Origin of the sequence: Solicola gregarius (genome assembly GCF_025790165.1) — a bacterium.
Lineage (GTDB): Bacteria > Actinomycetota > Actinomycetes > Propionibacteriales > Nocardioidaceae > Solicola > Solicola gregarius.
On record NZ_CP094970.1, the window covers coordinates 4,244,568 to 4,269,243 of the forward strand.

At 69.4% G+C, this 24,676-nt stretch carries 22 protein-coding genes and 2 pseudogenes; 15 read left to right on the top strand and 9 right to left on the bottom strand.

All coding sequences use genetic code 11. The features are described 5' to 3' along the window. The first annotated feature begins 73 nt into the window (after positions 1-73). The 6 genes and pseudogenes from gap (at position 74) to L0C25_RS20680 (ending at position 4,840) form a co-directional block, all read left to right on the top strand. Positions 74-1,078 (top strand): type I glyceraldehyde-3-phosphate dehydrogenase, encoded by a 1,005-nt coding sequence (gap, locus tag L0C25_RS20655; protein ID WP_271633660.1) that lies wholly within the window; start codon positions 74-76, stop codon positions 1,076-1,078. Positions 1,079-1,088: 10 nt separating this feature from the next. Continuing rightward, complete coding sequence (locus L0C25_RS20660) at positions 1,089-2,279, top strand: phosphoglycerate kinase (protein ID WP_271633661.1); 1,191 nt, start codon at positions 1,089-1,091, stop codon at positions 2,277-2,279. 25 nt (positions 2,280-2,304) lie between these two features. After that, a complete protein-coding gene (tpiA, locus tag L0C25_RS20665; protein ID WP_271636870.1) occupies positions 2,305-3,090 on the top strand; it encodes a triose-phosphate isomerase in 786 nt (261 codons plus the stop codon). 13 nt (positions 3,091-3,103) lie between these two features. Then, positions 3,104-3,340, top strand: coding sequence for a preprotein translocase subunit SecG (gene secG, locus L0C25_RS20670; RefSeq protein WP_271633662.1), 237 nt, complete (start codon positions 3,104-3,106; stop codon positions 3,338-3,340). 78 nt (positions 3,341-3,418) lie between these two features. Then, positions 3,419-3,776, top strand: a pseudogene (locus L0C25_RS20675) (RNA polymerase-binding protein RbpA). A gap of 134 nt (positions 3,777-3,910) precedes the next feature. After that, entirely contained in the window at positions 3,911-4,840 is a 930-nt protein-coding gene (locus tag L0C25_RS20680; RefSeq protein ID WP_271633663.1) for a DUF559 domain-containing protein, read from the top strand. A gap of 76 nt (positions 4,841-4,916) precedes the next feature. Here L0C25_RS20680 and pgl read toward each other — a convergent pair whose 3' ends face one another. The 6 genes and pseudogenes from pgl to tkt all read right to left on the bottom strand — a co-directional run bounded on the left by pgl (position 4,917) and on the right by tkt (position 13,027). Next, complete coding sequence (gene pgl / locus L0C25_RS20685; RefSeq protein WP_271633664.1) at positions 4,917-5,636, bottom strand: 6-phosphogluconolactonase; 720 nt, start codon at positions 5,634-5,636, stop codon at positions 4,917-4,919. Next, the gene (locus L0C25_RS20690; protein ID WP_271633665.1) at positions 5,633-6,583 is read right to left on the bottom strand and encodes a glucose-6-phosphate dehydrogenase assembly protein OpcA; all 951 of its coding nucleotides are present in this window, start codon (positions 6,581-6,583) and stop codon (positions 5,633-5,635) included. The genes pgl and L0C25_RS20690 overlap by 4 nt, the downstream gene beginning before the upstream one ends. An 8-nt stretch (positions 6,584-6,591) precedes the next feature. Next, complete coding sequence (gene zwf, locus L0C25_RS20695) at positions 6,592-8,112, bottom strand: glucose-6-phosphate dehydrogenase (protein WP_271633666.1); 1,521 nt, start codon at positions 8,110-8,112, stop codon at positions 6,592-6,594. Further along, positions 8,113-9,768: a glucose-6-phosphate isomerase gene (locus L0C25_RS20700; RefSeq protein WP_271633667.1), complete on the bottom strand. Its 1,656-nt coding sequence runs from the start codon at positions 9,766-9,768 to the stop codon at positions 8,113-8,115. Further along, entirely contained in the window at positions 9,768-10,877 is a 1,110-nt protein-coding gene (tal, locus tag L0C25_RS20705; protein ID WP_271633668.1) for a transaldolase, read from the bottom strand. Before tal ends, L0C25_RS20700 begins: the two co-directional genes overlap by 1 nt. Before the next feature lie 46 nt (positions 10,878-10,923). Further along, a pseudogene (gene tkt, locus L0C25_RS20710) lies at positions 10,924-13,027 on the bottom strand (transketolase). Positions 13,028-13,369: 342 nt separating this feature from the next. Here tkt and L0C25_RS20715 point away from each other — a divergent pair. From L0C25_RS20715 to L0C25_RS20755, 9 genes are all read left to right on the top strand, one after another. Further along, a complete protein-coding gene (locus tag L0C25_RS20715; protein WP_271636871.1) occupies positions 13,370-14,296 on the top strand; it encodes a heme o synthase in 927 nt (308 codons plus the stop codon). A gap of 163 nt (positions 14,297-14,459) precedes the next feature. Beyond that, on the top strand, positions 14,460-15,668 hold the full coding sequence (locus tag L0C25_RS20720) for a cytochrome P450 (protein ID WP_271633669.1): 1,209 nt from the start codon (positions 14,460-14,462) through the stop codon (positions 15,666-15,668). Continuing rightward, positions 15,665-15,859, top strand: a complete 195-nt coding sequence (locus tag L0C25_RS20725; protein ID WP_271633670.1) for a ferredoxin — start codon at positions 15,665-15,667, stop codon at positions 15,857-15,859. Before L0C25_RS20720 ends, L0C25_RS20725 begins: the two co-directional genes overlap by 4 nt. After that, positions 15,856-17,100: an NAD(P)/FAD-dependent oxidoreductase gene (locus tag L0C25_RS20730; RefSeq protein ID WP_271633671.1), complete on the top strand. Its 1,245-nt coding sequence runs from the start codon at positions 15,856-15,858 to the stop codon at positions 17,098-17,100. Before L0C25_RS20725 ends, L0C25_RS20730 begins: the two co-directional genes overlap by 4 nt. Continuing rightward, positions 17,097-18,440 carry a glutamine synthetase family protein gene (locus L0C25_RS20735; protein WP_271633672.1) on the top strand — a complete coding sequence of 448 codons (1,344 nt, stop codon included), beginning with the start codon at positions 17,097-17,099 and terminating at the stop codon, positions 18,438-18,440. The genes L0C25_RS20730 and L0C25_RS20735 overlap by 4 nt, the downstream gene beginning before the upstream one ends. 53 nt (positions 18,441-18,493) lie before the next feature. After that, on the top strand, positions 18,494-19,198 hold the full coding sequence (locus L0C25_RS20740; protein WP_271633673.1) for a substrate-binding periplasmic protein: 705 nt from the start codon (positions 18,494-18,496) through the stop codon (positions 19,196-19,198). Next, positions 19,195-19,905 carry a gamma-glutamyl-gamma-aminobutyrate hydrolase family protein gene (locus L0C25_RS20745; RefSeq protein WP_271633674.1) on the top strand — a complete coding sequence of 237 codons (711 nt, stop codon included), beginning with the start codon at positions 19,195-19,197 and terminating at the stop codon, positions 19,903-19,905. Before L0C25_RS20740 ends, L0C25_RS20745 begins: the two co-directional genes overlap by 4 nt. After that, positions 19,902-21,392 (top strand): aldehyde dehydrogenase, encoded by a 1,491-nt coding sequence (locus tag L0C25_RS20750; RefSeq protein WP_271633675.1) that lies wholly within the window; start codon positions 19,902-19,904, stop codon positions 21,390-21,392. The genes L0C25_RS20745 and L0C25_RS20750 overlap by 4 nt, the downstream gene beginning before the upstream one ends. Next, complete coding sequence (locus L0C25_RS20755; protein WP_271633676.1) at positions 21,389-22,111, top strand: gamma-glutamyl-gamma-aminobutyrate hydrolase family protein; 723 nt, start codon at positions 21,389-21,391, stop codon at positions 22,109-22,111. The genes L0C25_RS20750 and L0C25_RS20755 overlap by 4 nt, the downstream gene beginning before the upstream one ends. Positions 22,112-22,283: 172 nt before the next feature. On the opposite strand, the gene L0C25_RS20760 is transcribed toward L0C25_RS20755, so the two are convergent. Genes L0C25_RS20760 through L0C25_RS20770 form a run of 3 tightly spaced genes read right to left on the bottom strand, consistent with a single transcriptional unit; the run spans position 22,284 to position 24,676 of the window. Next, complete coding sequence (locus L0C25_RS20760; RefSeq protein WP_271633677.1) at positions 22,284-22,970, bottom strand: cache domain-containing protein; 687 nt, start codon at positions 22,968-22,970, stop codon at positions 22,284-22,286. Then, the gene (locus L0C25_RS20765) at positions 22,967-23,710 is read right to left on the bottom strand and encodes a FadR/GntR family transcriptional regulator (RefSeq protein WP_271633678.1); all 744 of its coding nucleotides are present in this window, start codon (positions 23,708-23,710) and stop codon (positions 22,967-22,969) included. Before L0C25_RS20765 ends, L0C25_RS20760 begins: the two co-directional genes overlap by 4 nt. Positions 23,711-23,734: 24 nt before the next feature. Continuing rightward, complete coding sequence (locus tag L0C25_RS20770) at positions 23,735-24,676, bottom strand: COX15/CtaA family protein (protein WP_271633679.1); 942 nt, start codon at positions 24,674-24,676, stop codon at positions 23,735-23,737.

Here is a 24,676-nt window from a genome sequence, read left to right on the forward strand (position 1 = left end):
GCTCGGCTCGCCCCACGCCGAGCGGGTAGTCTCGGGCCCGACCCGAAAAGTTCCGCATCGAGGAGCAGACGCCGTGACCGTGCGTGTAGGTATCAATGGATTCGGCCGGATCGGCCGCAACTTCTTCCGGGCCGTCGAGGCGACCGGCGCCGACATAGAGATCGTCGCGTTCAACGACCTGGGCGACGACGAGACGCAGGCCCACCTGCTGAAGTACGACTCGATCCTCGGGCGCTTCGACAAGCCCGTCTCGGTCGTCGAGGGCGGCATCCAGATCGGCGACCAGCTGGTCACCTCGCTCGCCGAGCGCGACCCGGCCAACCTTCCGTGGAAGGACCTCGGCGTCGACGTCGTACTCGAGTCGACCGGTCTGTTCACCGACGCCACGAAGGCGAAGGCGCACCTCGACGGCGGTGCCAAGAAGGTCATCGTCTCCGCGCCGGCGAAGAACGAGGACGCCACCTTCGTGGTTGGCGTCAACGAGAAGTCGTACGACCCGGCGTCGCACCACATCATCTCGAACGCCTCCTGCACCACGAACTGCCTGGCGCCGATGGCCAAGGTGCTCAACGACGGCATCGGTATCGAACGCGGGCTGATGACCACCATCCACGCGTACACCCAGGACCAGAACCTCCAGGACGGCCCGCACAAGGACCTCCGGCGGGCGCGCGCCGCGGCACTCAACGTCATCCCGACCACGACGGGCGCCGCCAAGGCGGTCGGCCTGGTGCTGCCCGAGCTCAAGGGCAAGCTCGACGGCTACTCGCTGCGTGTCCCGGTGCCGACCGGCTCGGTCACCGACCTCACGTTCACCGCGTCGCGGGAGACGAGCATGGAGGAGATCAACCAGATCGTCCGCACCGCCGCCGAGGGCGATCTGTCGGGCATCATCCGCTACACCGAAGACCCGATCGTGAGCTCGGATATCGTCACCGACCCGGCGTCGTGCATCTTCGACGCGAGCCTGACCAAGGTCATCGGTGACCAGGTGAAGGTGTTCGGCTGGTACGACAACGAGTGGGGCTTCTCGAACCGCCTCGTCGACCTCACCGCGCTCGTCGGCGCCTCCCTCTGATCGGCGGGCAGTGCAGACGATCGGCGATCTCGGCGACCTTCGCGGCCGCCGGGTGCTCGTACGCAGCGACCTGAACGTTCCGCTCGACGGCACGTCGATCACCGACGACGGCCGGGTACGCGCGAGCGTTCCGACGATCAGTCGGCTCCGCGACGCCGGTGCGCGGGTGATCGTCACCGCTCACCTCGGGCGTCCGAAGGGCGCGCCGGATCCGGCGTACTCGCTGGCTCCGGTGGCCCGGCGTCTGGGGGAGCTGCTCGGCGGCGACGTCGCGCTCGCGACCGACACCGTCGGCGACTCTGCGCGGCACACCGTCAACCGGCTCGAGGACGGCCAGGTGTGCGTACTCGAGAACGTTCGCTTCAACCCCGGTGAGACCAGCAAGGACGACGCCGAGCGCGCCGCGTTCGCCGGCGAGCTCGCCAGCCTCGCCGACGCCTTCGTGTCCGACGGGTTCGGCGTCGTACACCGCAAGCAGGCAAGCGTCTACGACGTCGCGAAGCTGCTGCCGCACGCCGCCGGCGGACTGGTCGAGCAGGAGACTGAAGTGCTCGAGCGTCTCACCGAGTCGCCGGCGCGCCCGTACGCCGTCGTGCTCGGTGGGTCGAAGGTCTCGGACAAGCTGGGCGTGATCGACAGCCTGCTGGAGAAGGCCGACACGCTCCTGATCGGGGGCGGGATGGTGTTCACGTTCCTCGCCGCCTCCGGCAACGAGGTCGGTACGTCGCTGCTCGAGTCCGACCAGATCGACGCCGTCAAGGGCTACCTGGCCACGGCGAAGGAGCGCGGCGTCGACATCGTGCTGCCGACCGACGTGGTCGTGGCGCCGGCGTTCGCTGCAGACTCACCGGCGACGACGGTCGCCGCCGACGCGATGCCGGCCGACCAGATGGGCCTCGACATCGGACCCGAGTCGGCGGCCGCCTTCGCGGAGGCGATCCGCGGCGCACGTACGGTCTTCTGGAACGGCCCGATGGGCGTCTTCGAGATGGATGCGTTCGCCGAGGGCACCCGGGTCGTCGCCCAGGCGCTGACCGAGGTGAGCGGCCTCTCCGTCGTCGGCGGGGGCGACTCCGCGGCCGCCGTACGCAAGCTCGGCTTCTCCGACGGCCAGTTCGGACACATCTCGACCGGCGGGGGCGCAAGCCTGGAGTTCCTGGAAGGCAAGACACTGCCCGGCCTCGACGTACTGGAGAAGTGACGTGGCACAGAGCCGCACCCCGCTGATGGCGGGCAACTGGAAGTCGAACCTCAACCACCAGGAAGCCGTCGTCCTGGTGCAGAAGCTCGCCTGGACGCTGCAGGACAAGAAGCACGACTTCGCCCGTGCGGAGGTCGCGGTGATCCCGCCCTTCACCGACCTGCGCAGCGTGCAGACCCTAATCGACGGCGACCGGCTGAAGATCACCTACGGCGCACAGGACGTCTCGGTGTACGACGGGGGCGCGTACACCGGCGACATCTCTGCGGGCATGCTGGCCAAGCTCGGCTGCACGTACGTGATCGTCGGGCACTCCGAGCGGCGCGAGTACCACGGCGAGGACGACGCGACGGTCGCGGTCAAGACCCAGAAGACCATCGCCGCCGGGATGACCCCGATCGTCTGTGTCGGGGAGGGCCTGGAGGTACGCCAGGCGGGCGAGCAGGTCGACCACACGCTCGCCCAGGTCGACGGTGCTCTGACGGGGCTGACGCCCGAACAGGTGGCGGGGCTGGTGATCGCGTACGAGCCGGTCTGGGCGATCGGGACGGGCGAGGTCGCAACGCCTGCCGATGCGCAGGAGGTGTGCTCGGCGATTCGGAAGCGACTCGTCGAGACGGCGGCGCCGGAGGCCGCCTCAGCGACGCGTATCCTGTACGGTGGGTCGGTCAAGGCCACCAATATCGCCTCGATCATGGCGCAGCCCGACGTCGACGGCACCCTCGTCGGCGGCGCGAGTCTGAAGGCCGATGAGTTCGCGGCGATCGGACGGTACTACGACATGCCCGACCTGAACATCGACAACACGTAAGGCCACATCCGCTGTGATTCTGCTCTTCGAGATCGTGCTCGCCATATCGAGCCTCGTGATGATCCTGCTCGTGCTGATGCACAAGGGCCGCGGTGGCGGGCTCTCCGACATGTTCGGCGGCGGTGTGTCCAGCGGCCTGGGCGGCTCCTCTGTCGCCGAGCGCAACCTCGACCGCCTCACCGTCGGCACCGCGGTGATCTGGGCGGTCAGCATCGTCGCGCTGGGGTTGCTGCTGAAGGTGTCGGCCTGAGAGATTACGTGACGGGGGTTGTAACGTCGCGGGGGTTGTAACACCGAGCACTGAGAGCCCGACCCGGGAGGACAATTCGTGGGCAGCGGAAGTGCAATACGTGGGACCCGAATCGGGTCGGGACCCATGGGTGAGGACGTGCGCGGCGCGCCCGCCCCACGCTCGCACGTCAACTACTACTGCGGTAACGGACACGCGACGTCGCTGAGCTTCAGCAGCGGCGTCGAGCCACCGGACCGATGGGACTGCTTCGAGTTGCGGGCTTCCCGCGGGTGCGGATGCGGACAACCCGCCGCCGCTCGTACGCATCGAGCCGTACAAGACCCATCTTGCGTACGTCAAGGAGCGCCGCTCCGACGACGAGGCGGCCGCGATCCTCGACGAGGCGCTGTCCGACCTGCGTACGCGCCGCAAGAACGGCGAGGCGATCTACTAGGGCGTTCGCGTTTCGGACCCTTTGCGGGGGTGCCCCGCGCCGCGTACCCCCGCGAAGGATCCGAAACGCGAACGCGTGGGGATCGCACCTGTGGATAGCGGCGCCGTTCGTCCGCCGCGGAGGCATGCTGTGGTGTGTCACGCGCATCCACCATTCCGCCCTCCCTGCGTGGGCGTCCGTTCACCCGACGGCAGGCGATTGCTGCCGGCCTCTCTGCCGACTCCCTACGCGGCTCGCGGTTTCGTACGCTGTTCCGCGGCGTCTACGTCGTCGGTGACGAAGAGCCGACCTTCGCGTCCTATGTCGTCGCCGCATTGTTCGTACTGCCGAGCGACGCGGTCATCTCGCACGTCACGGCGCTGTGGTGGTATGGCGTGCATATCGGGTCGATGTGGCCGCTGCATTTCTCGACGAACACGACACTCAAGACTCGCCACGACGGTGTTCGGCTGCACCGTCGTCGCGGCAAGCTGAGACCCGTCCGTCACGACGAGCGTGAGGTATCCGGTCCGGAGCGTGCGTTCGTAGACTCGGCCACGCTGCTGCCGTTCGTGCTGCTCGTGATGGCCGGCGATGCCTTGATGCACGCGAAGCACACCAGCCTGCAGGCCCTCGGCGAGTACTGCGACGCCAGCCACATCCACGGTGTGGTGCGCGCTCGGCGTACGCTCCCGTTCCTCTCGGAGGGCGCGGAGTCACCGATGGAGACCGTCGTCCGGCTGATGCTGGTGCTTGCGCGGCTACCGATGCCCGAGTGCAACCCGGAGATCTGGCACGCGGGCCGATTCGTCGCTCGGTGCGATCTGGTGTTCCGCGCGTACAAGGTGATCGTCGAGTACGACGGCGAGTGGCACGAACGGAGTCGCAAACAGCGTCAGCGCGACATCGAGCGCCGGGAGGCGCTCGAAGCTCTCGGCTGGACGGTCATCGTCGTGGTCGTCGAGGACCTCAAGGACAAGCGCGAGATCGTCCGCCGCGTGCATCGCGCCATAGTGGCGCACGGATACGCAGGGCCGAAGCCGGTCTTCAACATCATGTGGCAGGGATGGTTCGAGCGCGACTGACCGCGTTCGCGTTTTGGACCCTTAGCGGGGGTGTACGACGAGGTACACCCCCGCCAAGGATCCAAAACGGGGACGGTCAGAGGGCGCTGGCGGCCGCTTCGTCGAGGTGCCAGACGGTTTCGGTCTCGCCGCGTACGCCCGACGCCGGCGACTCGCCGACGCTCGCTCCGGCGGCGACTGACCGTGCCACCGCTTCCGCCTTGCCTGCGCCCGAGACGATGAACCACACGGCCCGTGATCGGTTGAGCGCGGCGTACGTCAGGCTGATCCGCAGCGGCGGCGGCTTGGGGGAGTCCTCGACGGCGACCGCGATCTGATCGTCGACGTGGAGCTGTGGGTAGCCCGGGAACAGCGAGGCGATGTGTCCGTCGGGTCCGAGGCCGAGCAGCAGGACGTCGAACGAGCCCGCTCCGAACTCGCGTACCTCGTTGCCGTACGCTTGCGCGCCCGCGTCGAGGTCGCGGTCGTCGGCCGATGGCATCTCGTGGATGCGCCCCGCGCGGGCGCCGAGGTCGTCGAGAAAGGCCTCGCGGGCCTGCACGGCGTTACGATCGGGCGAGTCGCGGGCGACGAACCGCTCGTCGCCCCACCAGAACTCCACCGATGTCCACTCGACCTCGTCACGTCGCGGCGAGGCGGCGACCGCGCGGTAGAGATCGTTCGCGATCGTGCCGCCGGTCAGGCCGAGGTGGGGTACGCGTCCGGAGCGCTGCACGGCGGAGAGCCGCTCGATGAGCGCCTCCGCGACCGTCGAAGTGAGCGCTGCCGCGTCTCGGTGTCGGACGATCTCGCTCATGCGGACGCCTTTCGCTTCTTCGGCTTCGCGTCACCGGCCGCACGCTCGACGCGTACGAGCACGTGGCGCACGGCCTGTGCGTACACCTCGTCCTCGTCGAGGCGACGGAGGTCCTCCGCCAGGCACTCGGCGACGGTACGGCGGTTCAGCGCGACGGGACGATCGGCCTCACCGGGGATCGTGAACGTGCCCGTCGTACCCGCGTCGCGATGCACCGCGATCTCGCCGCGCGGCGTCTGCAGGCGTACGTCGGTGAGGCCCGGGCCACGCGACGTCGTGTGTGTGATCTCGACGCCGAGCCGGGCTTCGAGCCAGCCGCACATCAGGTCGGCGCTCGGGTTTGCGCGCGCCGCCGACACTCGACCGCCGGTGACCGGGCCGTCGACCTGGTCGACCGCCGCGGCAAGCAGCGCTCGCCACGGCGTCAGCCGGGTCCAGGCCAGGTCGGTGTCACCGGGTGCGTAGTGCCGCGCCGCGGAGACCAGTGCCTTGCGCTTCGACCCACGGACCGCCGCTGCATCGGTGATCCGGCGTTGCGCCAGGCTGCCGATCGCGTCGGCGCTCGGGTTGTCGGGTGCGTCCGTCGGCCACCAGACGACGACGGGGGAGTCGGGCAGCAGCAGCGGCAGGACGGCCGACTCGGCATGGCGTACGAGCTCACCGCTGACCCGCAGCAACAGCGACTCGCCGGGGGAGTCGTCGCCGATCGAGACCCGCGCGTCGAGCTGCGCCGCTCCGCGGGTCGACCGACGGACGAGACCGATCACCCGCGAGGGATGCTCCGACGACACCTCGCCGGCCGCCTTCATCGCGTCGTAGTGCGATGCCTCGTCGGTGACGACGACGAGTGTCATCACCATGTCCATCGCGGGACTACCCGCATTGCGGCGCGCGCGTACGAGCGCGTTCGCGATGTCCGATGAGGTCGTGTCGGTCAGCTCGAACATAGGCCCTCTCATGGTCGCCGCCAGGTACGGCCGTCGCGCGCCAGCATCTCGTCGGCCGACGACGGGCCCCAGGTACCTGACGGGTACTGGTCGGGCTTGCCGTGCTGGTGCCAGAAGTCGATGATCGGGTCGAGGATGCGCCAGGCCAGCTCGACCTCCTCGTGCCGCGGGAACAGCGGCGGATCGCCGAGCAGTACATCGAGGATCAGCCGTTCGTACGCCTCCGGGCTCGACTCGACGAACGCGCCGCCGTACGCGAAGTCCATGTTGACGTCGCGGATCTCCATCGCCGTGCCGGGCACCTTCGCGCCGAAACGCAGGGTCACGCCCTCATCGGGCTGGATGCGCATGACGAGGGCGTTCTGGCCGAGCTCCTCGACCGCGGTCGCCTCGAACGGCAGGTGTGGCGCGCGCTTGAACACCACGGCCACCTCGGTCACCCGCCGGCCGAGCCGCTTGCCTGTGCGCAGGTAGAACGGCACGCCGGCCCAGCGCCGGGTCTCGATATCGAGCCGGATCGCGGCGTACGTCTCCGTCGTCGACCGCGCGGAGATGTCCTTCTCCTCGAGGTAGCCGGCCACCTTCTCGCCGCTCGCCCAGCCGGGGGCGTACTGCCCCCGCACGGTGTGCTCGTCGAGCCGGGCCGGCAGGCGTACCGACGACAGGATCTTCTGCTTCTCGATCCGCAGCGCCCGCGCCGAGAACGAGACGGGCTCCTCCATCGCCACCAGCGCCATCAGCTGCAGCAGGTGGTTCTGGATGACGTCGCGGGCCGCACCGATGCCGTCGTAGTAGCCGGCTCGGCCGCCGATGCCGATGTCTTCGGCCATCGTGATCTGGACGTGGTCGACGTAGTTGGCGTTCCAGACCGGCTCGAACAGCCCGTTGGCGAAGCGGAACGCGAGGATGTTCTGGACGGTCTCCTTGCCGAGATAGTGGTCGATCCGAAAGACCGCCTCGGGCGGGAACACCTCCGAGGCGATCGCATTCAGCTCCTTGGCGCTGGCCAGGTCGTGCCCGAACGGCTTCTCGATCACCACGCGTCGCCACGACTCGTCATGCTGGTCGGCAAGGCCGTGCTTGCTGAGCTGGCCGATGACGGTCGGGAAGAAGCCCGGCGGGATCGACAGGTAGAACGCGTGGTTGCCGCGGGTGCCGCGCTCGGCGTCGAGCTCCTCGACCGTCTCGCGGAGGTGCTCGTACGCCTCGTCGTCGTCGAAGTCGCCGGACACGAACCGGAACCCGGCGGCGAGCTGGTCCCAGACCTCCTGCCGGAACGGCGTACGCGCATGCGCCTTCGCCGAGTCGTAGACGACCTGGGCGAAGTCCTGGTTCTCCCAGTCGCGCCGGGCGAAGCCGACCAGCGAGAAGCCCGGAGGCAGGAGGCCGCGGTTGGCGAGGTCGTAGATGGCGGGTATGAGCTTCTTGCGGGCGAGATCTCCGGTGACGCCGAACATCACCATGCTGCATGGACCGGCGATCTGCGGCAGCCGCCGATCACGCGGGTCGCGCAGCGGATTCGGCTCCACTCAGTGCACCGCCTTCATGATCGCGGCGAGCCCCTGCGCGCGGTCGGTCACGTGCAGGCGGACGACCGGTCTGCCGTGCTCGCTCAGCACCGATGCGTCGCCGACGGCCTGCGCATGGATGAACTCACCGAACGTGAAGTCGCGACCGGGTACGTCGAGATCGTGATCGGGGTCGTCGGTGATCTGCAGGTAGACGCCGGTCGCCGGACCACCCTTGTGGTACTGACCCGTCGAGTGCAGGAAGCGGGGTCCCCAGCCGAATGTCGTCGGACGGCCGGTACGTCGTGCCAGCTCCTCTCGTACGCCCGCCAGCGCGGAGTCGCGATGCCGGTCGAGGTACGCCATCGCCGCGACGTAGCCGTGATCGGGATCGATGCGACCGAGCAGCGCGGTCACCGCCTCAGCGACGGTGGTCGCGTCGCCGAGCAGGTCGGGCGACGCGTACACCTCGACCGAGCCGTCGGTGAACGCAGGTGTGGGCTGCTCGCCTGCACCGTCGAGCAGCCCGCGGGCGGCGGCCTTCGCACTCTCGACGTCGGGTTGGTCGAACGGGTTGATGCCGATGATCCGCCCGGCGACGGCGGTCGCGTACTCCCAGAGCAACATCTGCGCGCCGAGGCCGGCGTCGATGGATGCGCCCCACCCCGACGACGGGGTCACCTTGTCGAACGGGAAGCCGGCGCCGATGGAGTACAGGCCCTCGTCGTCGGTGTTGGGGTCGAAGTTGGTGGACCCGACACTTTCGACGACCACGGGCAGGATGCCCTTGCCGTTCTTGCCCGTCGACTCCGCGAGCAGCTGCTCGGCCCAGTCGGCGAAGCCGACGATCGGGGTGTCGACGGAGACGAGGACCACCTTGTCGGTGCCGGCGCGGTTCGCGACCCCCAGCACGGCGCCGAGCCGCAGCGCCGGGTTGTCGACGTCGTCTGACGCGAGCGCCGGGGCGATGGCGGCCGCGTCGTCGAGCAGCCCGCCGATGTCGGCACCGGCGAGCCCGCTGGGTACGAGGCCGAACGCGGTCAGCGCCGAGTAACGACCGCCGACGTCGGGGTTCGCATGGAACACGCGATAGCCGGCGCCCGTCGCCTCGTCGTCGAGCGGAGAGCCCGGATCGGTCACGACGACGATCCGCTCGGCCGGGTCGATGCCGGCGTCGCGGAACGCCGTTTCGTACGCGCGCCGCTGGCTGTCGGTCTCGACCGTGCCGCCCGACTTGCTCGACACCACGACGACCGTGCGCTCGAGCCGGTCGGCGATGGCCGCGCGTACGAAGTCGGGATGCGAGGAGTCGACGACGGTCAGCTCGACACCGTCGGACGCGCAGATCACCTCGGGCGCGAGTGACGAGCCGCCCATGCCGCACAGCACGACGTGGTCGACCCCGCGGGCGCGCAGCTCGTCGCGCAACGCGGTGAGCTCGGCGACCAACGGACGCGACTCCTCGGCAAGCCCGACCCAGGCGAGCCGCTTGGCCGCCTCGGACTCGGCGGCAGAGCCCCAGAGCGAGTGGTCGCGCTCGGCGATCCTGCCGGCGACGCGGTTCTCGACGAGTTCCTCGACGGCGCTCGTGTACGCGGTGACGTCGCGGTAGCCGACGCGTAGTCGAAACGTGCCGTTGGCCTCGACCTCCGCGGCGTTCCAGTCCGCGCCGCTCATCACTTGCCCTTCTCGAGCTCGCTCGCCACCGTCGTCTCGAGCTCCGCCCAGGACTTGTCGAACTTCTCGACGCCTTCGTCCTCGAGCACCTGCACGACCTCGTCGTACGAGATGCCGACCGCGGCGACCCGCTCGAGCACGTCGCGCGACTCGTCGTACGTACCGCTGACGGTGTCGTCGACGAGCACCTTGCCGTGGTCCGCGACCGCCCGGAGGGTGGCTTCCGGCATGGTGTTGACGGTCGGCTTCGCGATCAGGTCGTCGACGTACATCGTGTCGGGGTAGTCGGGGTCCTTGACTCCCGTCGATGCCCACAGTGGGCGCTGGGTGTTGGCGCCGGCGGTGAGCAGCGCCCGGCCACGCTCGGCCGAGAACTCCTGCTGGTAGAGCTCGAATGCAAGTCGCGCGTTCGCGACGGCGGCCTTGCCGCGCAACGCGAGCGCCTCGTCGCTGCCGATCGCCTCCAGCCGCTTGTCGATCTCGGTATCGACGCGGCTGACGAAGAACGATGCGACCGAGTGGATCGTCGAGATATCGAGCCCTGCCTGCTTGGCCCGCTCGACGCCGGAGAGGTACGCGTCGATGACCTCACGATGACGCTGGAGCGCGAAGATCAGCGTGACGTTGATGCTGATGCCGGCCGCGATGCTGGCCTCGATCGCGGCAACGCCCTCGCGGGTCGCCGGGATCTTGACCAGCAGGTTCGGCCGGGCGACCTTGTCGTGCAGCTCCTTGGCGCGACGGATGGTCGCCTCAGTGTCGTGCGCGAGGGCGGGCTCGACCTCGATCGACACCCGGCCGTCGACGCCGCCGGTGCGGTCGAACACCGGCAGCATCAGGTCGCACGCCTCTTGTACGTCGCGCGTCGTCAGCTCGAACACCGCCGTCTCGACGTCGGCGCCCGCGGCCACGAGCTCACGTACCTGCTCGTTGTAGCGCTCGCCGTCGGACAGCGCCTTGGCGAAGATCGTCGGGTTGGTCGTCACGCCGACGACGTTGGAGCCGGCGATCAGCTCGGACAGGTTGCCGCTCTCGATGCGCTCCCGCGAGAGGTCGTCGAGCCAGATCGAGACACCGGCGTCGGACAATGCTTGGAGTCGGTCGTTCATGATTCTCCTTGCCTGGTGGGCGTTCGTGGAGTGCGTACGTGCGGTGTCAGGGCGCATCCGGGTTATCGGCCGGCCCGACGGGACCTGACGGGCGTGCGAACACCGGCACCCCCGCGCCGCCGAGATCCGCGGCGGCCTTGATGCTGTCGCGGGCAGCGTCGGTGACAGCGTCGGCGGTGATGTGGAACTTGTCGAAGAGCGTCGCGTAGTCGGCGGACGCACCGAAATGCTCGATGCCCACGATGCGACCGGCGTCGCCGACCACCTCGCGCCAGCCCTGGGCGATGCCCGCTTCGACGCTGACCCGCGCGCGTACTGCCGGCGGGATCACCTCGTCGCGGTACGACGCCGGCTGCGCGTCGAACCACTCGCGGCACGGCATCGAGACGACCCGCGCGCCGACGCCCTCGGAGCCGAGCCGCTCACGCGCCTCGACGGCGAGCTGCACCTCCGAGCCGGTGGCGACGAGCACGACGTCGGGCCGCCCGCTCGGTGCGTCGAGGAGTACGTAGCCACCCTTCGCGACGCCGTCGACAGTTGCGAACCCGTCTTCGCCGCGCGGGAACACGGGCAGGTTCTGCCGGCTCAGCGCCAGCGCGGACGGACGGTCGGTGTGCTCGAGCACCGCGCGCCAGGCGGCGACGGTCTCGTTGGCGTCGGCCGGCCGGATGACGTCGAGCCCGGGAATCGCCCGCAGCGCTGCGAGATGCTCGATCGGCTGATGCGTGGGGCCGTCCTCGCCGAGGCCGATCGAGTCGTGCGTCCAGACGTACGTGACGGGCAGCTCCATCAGCGCGGCGAGACGTACCGACGGCCTCATGTAGTCGCTGAACACCAGGAACGTTCCGCCGTACGGCCGGGTCAGGCCGCTGAGCACGATGCCGTTGAGCACGGCGCCCATGCCGTGCTCGCGGATGCCGAAGTGCAGGACGCGGCCGTACTCGTCGCCGGAGAACGCCTTGGTCGAGTGCTCGGCCGGCAGGAACGACGGCTGGCCCTTCGGCGTCGTGTTGTTCGAGCCGGCGAGGTCGGCGGAGCCGCCCCACAGCTCGGGCAGCACCGGTGCGGCGGCGGAGAGGAACTCGCCGCTGGCCTTGCGGGTCGCGACGCCCTTCGCGTCGGCCGGGAACGTCGGCAGGTCGCTGTCCCAGCCGTCGGGAAGCGCACGTGACTTGAGCCGGTCGAGCAGCTTCGCGGCATCGGGATTGGCCGCCGCCCAGGCGGCGTACTGCTCGTCCCACTCGGCGCCGGCCCGGCGGCCGCGGTCGAGTGCCTTGCGGGTGTGCTCGATGACGGCCGGCTCGACGTCGAAGGTCTTGTCGGGGTCGAAGCCGAGCACCTCCTTGGTGGCCCGCACCTCGTCGTCGCCGAGTGCCGAGCCGTGCGAGGCGCCGGTGTTCTGCTTGTTGGGCGCCGGCCACGCGATGATGGTGCGCAGCACGATGAAGCTCGGCTTGTCGGTGACCTGCTCGGCGGCACGGTAGGCGTCGTACAGCGCCTCGACGTCCTCCTCGTAGTGGGTGCCGCCGTTGGTCCAGTCGACGGTCTGCACGTGCCAGCCGTACGCCTCGTAACGCTTGCCGACATCCTCGGAGAACGCGACCGCGGTGTCGTCCTCGATCGAGATCCGGTTGTCGTCGTACAGCACCGTGAGGTTGCCCAGCTGCTGGTGCCCGGCGAGCGAGGAGGCCTCGCTCGACACGCCCTCCTCGAGATCGCCGTCGGAGGCGATGACGTACACGCGGTGGTCGAACAGGCTCTCGCCGGGAGCGGCGTCGGGGTCGAGTAGACCGTGCTGTCGGCGGGCGGCCATCGCCATGCCGACCGCGTTGCCGACACCCTGGCCGAGCGGGCCGGTGGTGACCTCGATGCCCTTGGTGTGTGCGTGCTCGGGGTGGCCCGGCGTGAGACTTCCCCAGGTACGCAGCGCGGCGAGGTCCTCGATCCTCGAGGCCGTAGCCGGTCAGGTAGAGCTGGATGTACTGCGTCAGGCTGCTGTGGCCGCAGGACAGCACGAACCGGTCACGCGCGATCCAGTCGGGGTCGGCGGGGTCGTGTCGCATCAGCCGGTTGTAGATCAGGTACGCCGCGGGGGCGAGGCTCATCGCGGTGCCGGGATGGCCGTTGCCGACCTTCTGCACGGCGTCCATCGCGAGAACCCGGATGGTGTCGACTGCCTTGCGATCGAGATCGGTCCATTCGAGTGGATTGTGCCCAGTGGTCACAGCGCTCTGTCCTTCTGGTCGGGTCTATTCTCGCCGGTATCCGTCGCGTGCGGCGTACGCACGGTGTCGAGCGTACTCGGGGTCAGCCGCTCTCTCAGGTCTGCATTGCCAGCGGATCGCCGAGGCGTCCCCGGTGTGTGGCGGTCGCGCGCAAGGTTCTAGAATCGGCGCGTGCGCGTTCGATCTGGACGCGCTGTGCCAGGGCTCGAGTCAGCCGAGTCGCGCTGTCGTTACGAGGTGTCTGTGACTGCCGTCGATCCGCACGCCGTGCCGGTACGCGAGGTCGCTCAGGGGCCCGCTCCCGGCCCGACGGCGCGTGATGTCGTCGGCGCGTACGTCGCACTGACGAAGCCGCGCATCATCGAGTTGCTGCTGCTCACCACGGTGCCGGTGATGTTCCTTGCCGAGCAGGGTGTTCCGGGTCTGTGGATCGTGCTCGCGACGGTTGTCGGCGGCGCGCTGTCCGCCGGCAGCGCGAATGCGCTCAACTGCGTCGTCGACGCCGATATCGACCAGCGGATGCGGCGTACCCGGCGCCGGCCGCTGCCGCGGCACGCGGTCGGTACGCGCGCAGCGCTCGTGTTCGGCCTGGTGCTCGGTGTGGTGTCGACCGTCTGGCTCGGCGTACTCGTCAACTGGTTGTCGTCGGGCTTGGCGCTGGCGGCGAACGTGTTCTACGTCGTCGGCTACAGCATGCTGCTCAAGCGTCGTACCTCGCAGAACATCGTGTGGGGCGGTGCCGCCGGCTGCTTCCCGGCACTGATCGGCTGGACCGCGATCACCGGTGAGCTCGCATGGGCTCCGGTCGTGCTGTTCATGGTGGTGTTCTTCTGGACCCCTCCGCACTTCTGGGCGCTGGCGATCCGCTATCGCGACGACTACGCGGCGGCCGAGGTGCCGATGCTGCCGTCGGTCGCGCCGACAGAGGTCGTCGCCCGCAAGATCGTCGGGTACGCGTGGGCGATGGCGGCGACGTCGCTGCTGCTGTGGCCGGTCACCCCGACGGGCTGGTTCTACCCGGCCGTCGCGATCACGCTGGCGATCGTCTTCCTCGTGGAGGCGCACGATCTGCTGCGCCGCGCGCGTACGAACGACTCGATCGCAACCCTGCAGCCGATGCGGCTGTTCCACTTCTCGAACGCGTACCTCGCGCTGCTGTTCGTCGCGGCCGCGGTCGACCCGTTCCTGCGCTGACCCGACCTCCCAACCCCGCTGGGCCGCACGTTTGGCCCGTGCCGGACCGATCCGGCACGGCCGAAACGTGCGGCCCAGCGCCTTCAGCGGGCGGAGTGACCCTTGACACATAAACATCTATGGTTAAAGGTTTAGGAATTCCTGCTTCCCGAGAGGAGTTCCCGTGACCGTCTCCGCCTCCCGCTCGGCCGCTCCGTACTTCGACATCTCCGACCCCGCGTTCTCCGTGCAGTCCGAGCAGGTACGCGCGGCGCGCGACGCGAGCTGGTACGCCGAGACGAACTACGGGCTCGCGATCCTGCGGTACGAGGAGGTCAACCGGCTGATGAAGGACCGCCGGCTCCGCCAGGGCAGTGCCGCGTGGCCGGCGCACAACGGGGTGACCGAGGGGCCGTTCGCCGACTGGTTCGCGAGCTGGATCCTGAACAAGGAGGGCGACGACCACAAGCGCCTTCGCCGCCTCCTCAACCCGGCGTTCTCGCCGAAGCTGCTGGCGAGCCTCGTCCCACGGTTCCAGGAGCTCGCGAACGAGCTGATCGACGCGTTCCACGACACCGGGCACTGCGACTTCGTTGCCCAGTTCGGCGAGCCGTACGCCGCCCGCGTCATCGCGATCATGCTCGGCATCCCCGAGGAGGAGTGGCCGCGCATCGCCGGCCTGTCGACGACCATCGGGCTCTCGCTCGGCGTCACCATCAAGGACGACCTACCCGAGATCGAGACCGCGCTCGCCGGCCTGTACGAGTACGGCGACGAGCTGATCGAGTCGCGCCGACGCGAGCCGCGCGACGACTTCATGACCCGCCTCGTACAGGCGGAGCGAGACGACGACAAGCTCAGCCATCAGGAGCTGCGCGACACCCTCGCGCTGCTCGTCTTCGGCGGCTACGACACGACCCGCAACCAGCTCGGCCTGGCGATGCAGGCGTTCGTGCGCAACCCCGACCAGTGGCGGCTCCTCGCCGAGCGGCCCGAGCTCGGCAAGGCCGCCGTCGAAGAGGTGATGCGGGTCAACCCGACCGTCACCTGGGTCACGCGTGAGGCGCTCGAGGACTTCACGTTCCAGGACATCGACATCGAGGCGGGTACGACCATCCACCTGTTCTCCGAGTCGGCCGGTACCGACCCGCGGGTCATGGCCGGTGGATTCGACATCACCGCCGAGCGGCCGCCGCACTTCGGCTTCGGTGGGGGAGCGCACCACTGCCTCGGCCACTTCGTCGCGCGCAGCGACATGAGTGAGGCCCTTCCGCTGCTCGCGCGCCGGCTGCTCGAGCCGCGTATCGACGGCGACGCGACCTGGTTGCCGCTCTCCGGAAACACCGGACCCACCCGACTGCCCCTCTCCTTCCAGCAAGGGACGAAGCGATGAAGGTCTCCGTCGACCGGTCGGTCTGCCAGAACCACGGACAGTGCGCGATCGCCGCTCCCGAGGTGTTCGACATCGCCGACGACGGCGAGCTGGTGTACGAGCCCGAGCCGTCCGACGAGTTCGAGGCCGACGTCGAGGACGCCGCCGACGTGTGCCCGGTACAGGCGATCCTGGTCGGGAGCGCCGGATGAGGTCCGCCGAACCGGTCGTCATCGTCGGAGCGGCGATGGCGGGCCTGCGTACCGCCGAGCAGCTGCGCACGGGCGGCTGGGACGGTCCGATCATCGTCATCGGCGACGAACCGCACCTCCCGTACAACCGGCCGCCGCTGTCGAAGGAGGCGTTGTCGCTCTCGGCAGAGCGGCCTATCGGCGAGTGGCACGACACGGTCGCGTTTCGGCTACGCCCGAGCGTCTCGGATGTCCACTGGCGATTGGGCCGCACGGTCGTGGCCGCCGACCTCACGGCGCGTACGGTCAAGCTCGACGACGGAGAGGCGCTCGGGTGGTCGGGTCTCGCCGTGGCGTCGGGCCTCCGGCCGAGACGGCTTCCCGCCGACTGGCCCACCCAAGGCCGCGTCGCCCTTCGTACGCTCGACGATGCGATCGCCCTGCGTGCGGGCCTGCGACCGGGCGTGCGGGTGGTGATCGTCGGGGCGGGCTTCATCGGCTGTGAGGTCGCCGCCTCCGCACGTCGACTCGGCTGCGAGGTGACGGTCGTCGAGCCGCTCGATGCCCCGCTCGTACGCGGGCTGGGCAATGAGGTCGGCACTGCGGTACGTCGCTACCACGAGCGGTCTGGCATTCGGTTCCGAATGGGACGCGGTGTGGTCGGGCTCGCTTCGGAGGGTGAGCGCGTCGCCGGCGTACGCCTGGACGACGGCGAGGAGCTTCCCGCCGACCTGGTCCTGGAGGCGATCGGTGCCGTTCCCAATGTCGAGTGGCTCGAGGGCAACGGGCTCGACCTCGGCGACGGGGTGCTGTGCGATGCAAGCCTTCGCGTCGAGGGGCGCTCAGGCGTCGTCGCCGCCGGCGACGTCGCGCGCTACCCGAACGCGCGGTATGCGATCGGCGCGCAACGTATCGAGCATTGGTCGAATCCGACCGACACGGCCAAGCGAGCGGCATCGACCCTGCTCGCCGACATCGATGGCGCACCACCGACATCGACGCCGTTCGCTCCACTGCCGTCGTTCTGGAGCGACCAGGGTGACCTGCGTCTGCAGAGCTTCGGCTCGACCTGCATCGCCGACGCGGCAACGGTCGTCGACGGAAGACTCGACCCGCTCGATGACGGTGCCGTCGTCGAGTACACGCTCGGCAGCGAACTCGTCGGCGTCCTGCTCATCAACCAACCGCCCAAGACCTTTCGCGCGCACCGAGCTCGCGTGGACGCAGCGTACCTATCCATCGATGGAAGGAACCCCCGATGACGGCCCTCGACGAACACCGGCGGCGCAACGCCGATCCGCAAGCCCGCAAGGCGATTCAAGATGTCATCGCCGCAGAGGGGGTCGAGTACATCTACTACCAGGTGATCTCGCTCGGCGGACGCGTGCTGGCGAAGGTCGTCCCCGCGAAGCATCTCGCCCGCAACCTCGAGCGAGGAGTGCAGATGCACCGCGCCGCGATCGTCGACTTCACCACCACGCGCGAGGGTGAACTGCTCGGCGGCGGTACGCAGGCGCCCGAGTACACCGCCATGCCGGACCTCGACACGTTCGCCGTCCTGCCCTGGGACCGCACGGTCGCGCGCTTCCTGTGCCGCCTGTACGAACCGGAGCACCGCCCGGGCATCGGCGGCTCGGTGTTCGCCTGCGACCCGCGCGGCACCTTCATCCGTGCGCATGAGGAGTTCGAGGCAGCGACCGGTCTCGAGCTGCGTACCGGCTGCGAGCCGGAGATGACGTGGACGGGCCCGGGCCTCGACGTGAAGGTACGCCCAGACGCCAGCCCCGCCTATCAGATGGATCTTCTCGAACGGATGCGCCCGATCTACCAGAGCCTGATCACGTACGCGTCCGACATGGGCCTCGACATGATCGAGGGTGATTACGAGGATCCCGGCCAGCTCGAGCTGAACTGGATGTACGACCGCGCCGACCGTACGGCCGACCGGCTGATGACCTACCGCACGATCTGTCGCCAGGTCGGCCGTGAGCACGGTGTGCAGCCGAGCTTCATGCCGAAGCCGACGACGGGCGCGATGGGCAACGGCTGCCACCACAACCTCAGTCTCTGGGACGGCGACGAGAACATCCTGGCCGAGGCGGGGCGGACGGAGCTGCACCTGACCGATCGTGGACGCCATGCGCTGGGCGGCCTGCTCCGCCACGCCGCGGGCTCGATGGCGGTCATGGGTTCGACCGTCAACAGCTACAAGCGCTACTGGGATGCCGGGCAGTTCGCGCCCACCCAGATCGACTGGGGCATGGACGACAAGACCTGCACCGTGCGTCTCTCGGCGAACGGCCGTCTCGAGTACAAGCTCCCCGACGCGAGCGTGAACCCGTACCTCTCGCACACGTTGCTGCTGGCGTCGATCCGCGACGGTCTCGACGACGGGGTCGATCCCGATGGTGGCGGCTTCGACGCGTTGCCGCTGACGCTGGGTGACGCGGTCACGGCCTTCGCCTCGGCCAAGCCGATGCGCGATGCGTTACCGGCGGCGCTCGCCGATACCTACATCGCGATGAAGTCCGACGAGTGGGCGCGGTTCTGCGGTGCGGTGACCGACTGGGAGTTCGAGATGTACCTGGAGGCCACTCCGTGAGCGAGGGAGCAGAGCGAGGGTCGAGCGAGCACCCGAGCGAACAATCGAGCACCATGACGCCACTTCGCTTGGTGTGCGCCGACCTGCACGCACCGCCGCTGTTCTCGCTGATGCGCGCAGACGGCACGCGTGAGGGGTACGAGCCGGCCGTTGCGCAGTTGATCGCCGACCAGCTCGGTCGCCCCCTTGAATGGGTCCCGCGTCCGTGGGCGGAGATGATCCCGACCGTTCAGGCGGGCGATGCCGACGGCCTGCTGTGCGGACAGGGCATCTCGCCCGAACGACTCGCACTGGTCGACTTCACCCGTCCGTACGCGGTCTTCGACGAGTCGGTGCTCGTACGCGCGGGCGACCCCGCCAGAAGGGCCGGCGATCTTGGCGGCCGGCGGGTGGCGGCGATCGCCGGCAGCGTGAACCTCACGCTGGCAAGGTCGTTCGTCGACGCGGAGGTCGTTGCGTTCGGCGGGGAGTCCGACGATGTGTTCGGCGAGATGATCGGTGCACTCGAGGCCGGCGACGTCGACGCGGTCGTCGACGACGATGTCGCTCTGGTGCCCCTTGCCGACGACCCGCGGTTCGAGATCGCCTTCACGGTCCGTACGCGCAACGCGTGGGGCGTCGCGGTCGCCAAGGATCGCCCGGACCGCCTTGCGCTGCTGGACGATGCGTTGGCGCACGTTGTGGAGTCGGGCGGCCTCGAGGTCGCATGGAAGCAGTGGCTGCCGACGTTGGAGTTTCCGTTCGGGGGTGACACGTGACGCGCCCGTTGGTTGCGGTCGCGGGTCTCCGCGCCCGCTCGATCACCGGCTTGCGACGGCCCGGCATCGGCGTCTCCGAGCGCGTCCTGGATTCGGTGTTCCGGGCCGGCGCCGAGCCGGTCGTACTCCCGCCGATCGCCGCGCTCGACCACTACGCGCTCGGGCCGTACGTCGGTGTCGTGCTTCCCGGCGGCGGAGATCTCGATCCGAGCTGGTACGGCCAGCAGCGCGACGACGCGAGTGAGGACGTCGACCTGATCCACGACCGTTGCGATCTGACGCTCGTACGCGACTGCATCGCGCGGCGGATGCCGCTGCTCGCGATCTGCCGCGGCATGCAGGCGCTGAACGTCGCGTGCGGCGGCACGATCCGCCAGGACATCGGCCCGAGCGACGTACCGCATCGCAACGGCATGCACACCGTGACGCTGACGCCGGGGTCGGCGGTCGCTCGCGCGATGGGGTGCGACGAAGTGGTCGTCTCGTCGTACCACCACCAGTCCTTGGATGCGCTCGGCGACGGGCTGGCCGTCACGGGCCGCGCACCGGACGGATGCGTCGAGACCGTCGAGCACCGCGAGGCACCCGTGCTGGCGGTGCAGTGGCACCCCGAGGACGACGCACACGAGCAGCCGTACGAGCAGGCGCTGTTCGACGCCCTGCTCACCCCGCAGAGCTGGTACGAGACCGCAGGAGCCGTGACATGACCATGACGTACGCCGAGAACCTGGACCGGCTGGGATCCCTCGTGAAGCAGACCGACGCCTTCATCGACGGAGTGTTCACCCCGTCGGTCGAGGGCCGGAGGTTAGACAGCATCTCGCCTCGTGACGGCGCGGTCGTGGCATCGGTCGCCGAGTGCGACCGGGCCGACGTCGACGCGGCCGTACGTGCGGCGCGGGCTGCCTTCGAGGACGGTCGCTGGAGCCGTCGGGCGCCGCGTTCCCGCCGGCGGGTGCTGCAGCGTCTGTCGCGGCTGCTCGAGGAGCATGCCGACGAGCTGGCGTTGCTCGAGAGCGTCGACATGGGCAAACCGGTCAGCGACGCGATCGCCGTCGACCTGCGGGTGAGCGTGCAGACCTTCGACTTCTACGCCGAGGCGATCGACAAGACGTACGACCAGGTGGCGCCGACCGACCCGAGCGTGCACGCCACGATCACGCGCGAACCGCTGGGGGTGGTCGGGGCTGTCGTACCGTGGAACTTCCCGCTGATGCTCACGAGCTGGAAGCTCGGTCCCGCGCTCGCGGCAGGTAACAGCGTCGTCCTCAAGCCGGCGGAGCAGTCGCCGCTCTCGGCATTGCGCCTGGCCGAGCTCGCCGCGGAGGCGGGCCTGCCCGACGGCGTACTCAACGTGGTCCCCGGATACGGCGAGACCGCCGGTGCCGCGATCGGTCGGCACCTGGACGTCGACGCCGTCACGTTCACCGGATCCGGCCCTGTCGGCCGGGAGTTCCTCCGGCACGCGGCCGACAGCAACATCAAGCAGGTGTCGCTGGAGCTCGGCGGAAAGAGCCCGCAGATCGTGATGGCCGACGCCCCGGACACCGTGGATGTCGCGGCGGCGATCGCCGGCGGGATCTTCTTCAACCAGGGCGAGGTGTGTTCGGCGGGCTCACGGCTTCTCGTGCACAGCTCGCGGCGCGACGAGCTCACCGAGGCCGTCGTGCAGGCGGCGCGCGAGCTCGAGCCCGGTGATCCGATCGATCCCGCGGCACGGCTCGGCGCGATGGTCGAGGCGGAGCATCTGGACCGCGTGCTCGCGTACGTCGACAGCGCCGACCAGGAAGGTGCTCGGCGACTGATCGGCGGCGGCCGGCGCCGGGAGGACACGGGCGGCTACTACCTCGAGCCCACGGTGCTCGACGACGTAGCGCCGACCATGCGGGTCGCACAGGAGGAGATCTTCGGTCCCGTGCTCACGATCCTGCCGTTCGACACGATCGAGGAGGCGGTCGCGCTGGCGAACGGCACGCCGTACGGACTCGCCGCCGCGGTGTGGACGAACGACCTCTCGACTGCGCACCTCACGGCGAAGGCGATACGTGCGGGCACGGTCTGGGTGAACTGCTACGACGCGTCCGACGTGACGGTGCCGTTCGGCGGATACGGTGAGTCCGGAATCGGGCGCGACAAGTCGCTGCATGCGCTCGACAAGTACAGCCACCTCAAGACGACCTGGATGCAACTGTGACACCGCCGCTGATTCGAGTCGTCGTACCCCTGGAGATCGTCGGGGCCAGCGACGAGGTGCGCACACTGGTCAACCGGTTCACCGTCTCTGCCCTGAGGCTGCTCGCGAACGCCGGTGCCGAGGTCGGTGTCGTCGACGTGTCGGCCGCGGAGCGGCTCCCGGTCGAATCCGTGTGCGCCGCCGACGGCGTCCTGCTGCTCGGCGGTGGGGACCTCGATCCGGCGCTGTACGGCGGTGACCCGGCGGCCCCGAACCTCTACGGCGTCGACCGTCGTGCCGACGACTACAGCATCGCGGTCGTCCGTGCGGCTCGCCGCCGCGGCGTACCCGTGCTCGGCATCTGTCGCGGCAACCAGGTGATCAACGTGGCGGCCGGAGGCACGCTGTATCCCGATATCGCCGACCCGACACTCCACCACGGCGTCGCGCCCGAGCCGATGTTCCTCGACGAGACGGTGACGTTGGTCGATCGCTCGTGGGTCGGTGACCTATACGGCACCGAGCGCCTGGTCGTCCGCTCCGGGCACCACCAGGCCATCCGCGACGTCGCACCCGGCCTGCGCGCCGTCGCGTGGGCCGGTGACGGCATCGTCGAGGGCGTCCAGGCCGACGATGGCTGGTGCGTCGGCGTCCAGTGGCACCCCGAGGACACCGATGGTCCGGCCGAGGACGCCGAGACGATCATCAAGAGCTTCGTCGGCGTCTGCACCTCACGCTGAGGAGAGGATCCCGGCCCGGTGAGGAGAGGATCCCGGCCCGGTGAGGAGAGGATCCCGGCCCGGTGAGGAGAGGATCCCGGCCCGGTGAGGAGAGGATCCCGGCCCGGTCAGGAGAGGATCCCGGCCCGGTGTGGGGCCAGAATTCTCTCGCGGGAGGGCCAGAACTCTCTCCTCAGCGTAGGGCGAAGAGCCGCCAGCCGACGCCCACGCCGCCGACGGGCAGCGGCTCGGCAGTACGGATCCGAAGTCGCTCCGACGGCGCCACGTCGGGGCTGTTCGACACGATCACCCGGTCGTCGCGGTCGACGAGGGCGAGCTCGGCCGCGCCGCGTCGTACGTGCTCGAACAGCATCGGGTCGAAGGCGGCCATCAGGACGTCGACGCCGCTCGCGCCGACGAACACGTCGTCGACCACGACCGGTGTCGCGAAGGTGAGGATGAACCGGTCGGCGCCCGCGTAGTCGAGGTACGGACCGCGTACCGACGGCCGGCCCGCCTTCGCGCCGACGTACCACTCCATCTCGACGTAGTCGTAGCCGTCGGGGCTGGTCGGCTCGAGGTCGAGCACGAGCCGCGAGTGACCACCCGAACCGTCCGACTGCCACCACTCGAGGTACCGGTCGACGTCGGCGAGCGTGGTCGGCTCGGCTAGGAAACCCGCACCGGTGTAGTGCGGGTGCGAGTCGAGCTCGGCGAAGATCGCCTGTTGCAACGGCTCGAGATCGTGGGCGGAGACGGTGCCGACCGCGTCCCGCCAGAGGGTACGTACGCCGTCGCGGATGCGTCCGGCCGTGGCGAAGACCTCGTCGAGCGTCGCCTCGATGCGGACAGCGCAGTCGCGAGTAGCCGAATCGGTCATGTCGTGAGTCCAATGTGCGCGCGGATGAGTCGACGCATGTTCGCGGTGGCGTGCCCGCGGGCGAGTGAGTACGCGAGCGACTCGTCCTCGTTCTCGATCGCGGCCGCGATGGCGACGTGGTCGGCCGCGACGGCCGCCGGGTCGAGAGGCTCGGGCTCCGGGAGCCACAGCAGGTTCGCGTACTCGGACTGCAGCGACACCTCGCGTCGGGTGAGGCGCTCGGACTGCGAGCCGACCGCGACCTCGATGTGGAACCGGCTGTCGAGGCGTGCGCATTCGGCGACCGGTGCGGTGTCGGCGAGCGCACGGGCCAGTTCGAACATACGCGTCACCGTAGCGCGTTCGGCCCGCCGGGCGGCCAGGCCGGCGCATGCCGCGGAGACGGCGGTGGCCTCGTCGCCGAGATCGCGCAGCTCCGTGCTGCTCAGGCGAGCGAGCTCCTGGGCGAGCCGGTCGGTCGGGTGGCTCCTGGGCCGGCGTACGAAGCTCCCGCCGTTGCGGCCACGCCGCGTCGTGACGTACCCCTGCTCGCGCAGACTCGCCAGCGCCTCGCGAAGGGTGACGGTCGAGACGCCGAACTGAGCGGCGAGCTCGGCCTCCGACGGCAGCTGCTCGCCCTCGGCGACCAGGCCGAGACGGATGGCCTCGGTGATCCGCTGCGCCACGACATCCGCACGACCGCCCTGGCTGATCGGCGTGAACACCGTCAGCCGCGCGGATCCGGACGTCTCGGCGGTCACGCAGGGCCTCTCATTGGCTCGACTCTAGTTCCCGGCCCCGTCGGTGCGGGGTATGCGCGGCCGCGCCGATCCCAGCTCCGCCGGTGCATGGGCGACCACGACGAGAGCCGTGCCCGCGGCGACCAGCACGGCTGCCCCCAGCATGTGGATGCCGACCAGCACCACGGGCAGGTCGGTGAGGTACTGCACGAAGCCGATCGTGCCTTGCGCAAGCTCCGTGCCGAGCAGGAGGTACGCGAGTCGTACCGGTCCGCCGACGGCTCGAACCGCGAACACGCAGCCGACGGTCAACCCCAACAGGACGAACACGGAGTCGGCATGCAGCTGGCTCATCGCTGCCGGGTCGAGCCCGTTGCGGCGGGCATCGAGGTCGCCCGCGTGCGGTCCGCTGCCGGTGACGATCGTGCCCAGGTAGACGGTCACCCACAGCGCCAGGTAGGTCAGGCCCACCAGGTGGCGTACGGGCCCGGGGAGTACGGGTGGCCCGCCGATGTCCGGCGGTCTGCGCACCCAGAGCATCAGCACGGTCGCGGCCGCGCTGAGTCCCATCGACAGCATCATGTGCAGCGCGACGACCCAGGGGTTGAGGTCGGTGAGCACGGTGATGCCACCGATGACTCCCTGGAACGGGATGCCGAGCGCGATCGCTGTCGCGAGCACCAAGGCGTTACGCCGCCGCGGCCGCCAGCGCAGGATCGCGAACCAGGTGGCGATAGCGATCGCGACAAGGACGTACGTCAGCAACCGGTTACCGAACTCGATGATGCCGTAGACACCGAGCTCGGAGTGCGGGGTGAGGGAGTCCTCGGTGCACTGCGGCCAGGTCGGGCAGCCGAGGCCGGAGCCCGTCAGGCGTACGGCGCCTCCGGTGACGACGATGCCGATGTTCGCCACCAGGTTCGCGATCGTGAGCCCGCGTACCAACCCCGCGGTGGGCGTGCGGAACGCCTCGATCAACCTGCGCAT